This window comes from Rhizobium esperanzae (assembly GCF_014197615.1).
Lineage (GTDB): Bacteria > Pseudomonadota > Alphaproteobacteria > Rhizobiales > Rhizobiaceae > Rhizobium > Rhizobium esperanzae_A.
This window is the reverse complement of record NZ_JACIFY010000056.1, coordinates 1-1168: the sequence shown is the minus strand read 5'-3', so window position 1 is coordinate 1168 and position 1168 is coordinate 1. Positions and strand designations below refer to the sequence as shown.

The 1168-nt window shown below is 60.3% G+C and carries 1 protein-coding gene; it reads left to right on the top strand.

Features of this window, described 5'->3' with window-relative positions:
• Positions 1–84: 84 nt before the first annotated feature.
• Entirely contained in the window at positions 85–1161 is a 1077-nt protein-coding gene (locus tag GGD57_RS28990; RefSeq protein ID WP_184473600.1) for an ISAs1 family transposase, read from the top strand.
• The last annotated feature ends 7 nt before the right edge of the window (positions 1162–1168 follow it).

The following is a 1168-nucleotide window of genomic DNA, read 5'->3' as shown; positions in this document are numbered from 1 at the left end:
GCAGGGGAATCGCATATGGCGAGTAAGCAGTTGTTTTATTGCGTCAAATAGATTCAAGGACTCTCCGTTGATTTGGAGGTTGCGATGGATCGATTTGCCGCTTGCTTTGCTACTTTGCCGGATCCGAGAGGGCGCAATACACGCCATCCGTTGACCTCGATCCTGTTCATTGCCGTTGCCGCGATCGTCTGTGGTGCCGAAAGCTGTGCCGACATGGCCGACTTCGGGGTCTCCAAGAAGAAGCTGCTCAAGACAATCGTGCCGCTGCCCCATGGCATTCCCAGCCATGACACCTTCTCCATGGTCTTCCGCTGCCTCAATCCGGATGCCTTCGAAGCCGCCTTCCGCCGCTTCGCCGAAGCCTTTGCAAAAGGGATGGAAGGCGTGGTGGCCATCGATGGCAAGGCGGTGCGCGGCGCTCATCAGCGCGGTGCCAAGACTACGCCGCTGCATCTGGTCAATGTCTGGGCTGCAGGTTGCGGCCTGGTCATCGGCCAACAGACCGCGCCGGGCCGCAACGAAGTCCAAGGGGCGCTAGATGCGCTTGCGCTTTTGTCGCTCGAAGGTGCCATCGTCACCGCCGATGCCCTGCATTGCCGCGCCGATACCGCTCACGCCATCCTTTCCGCTGGCGGCGACTATGCCCTGGCGTTGAAGGCCAACCAGCCCGGCCTCCTGGCACAGACGATTGCTCGTCTGGACGACGTCGAGCCGCTCGACAGTGCCCAGACCGCCGCCGAGAACGACCACGATCGCTGCGACAGACGCCGTGCCAGCGTCGTCGCCGTCGATGACATCGACTTCCCCGGCCTGCAGGCCATAGGCTCCGTCGAAGCCACAAGCCGCCACGCCGATGGCCGTCTGACCAGTCATGTCCGCTACTTCCTGCTCTCCACCGTCATGTCTGCCAGTGCCCTGATCGAGGTGACCCGAACACATTGGCAGATCGAAAACAAACTGCACTGGGTGCTCGACGTCCAGTTCCGCGAGGATGCCGCCAGAAACCGTAAGGATCACGGACCGGCAAACATTGCTCTGTTGCGAAAGATCGCCCTCAACCTCATCCGAGCCCATCCAGATAAGGCCTCTATTCGTCGCAAGATCAAGAAGGCTGGGTGGGATGATCAGTTCCTCATCTCTATCATCGCTCATATGCGATAGCCCTGCC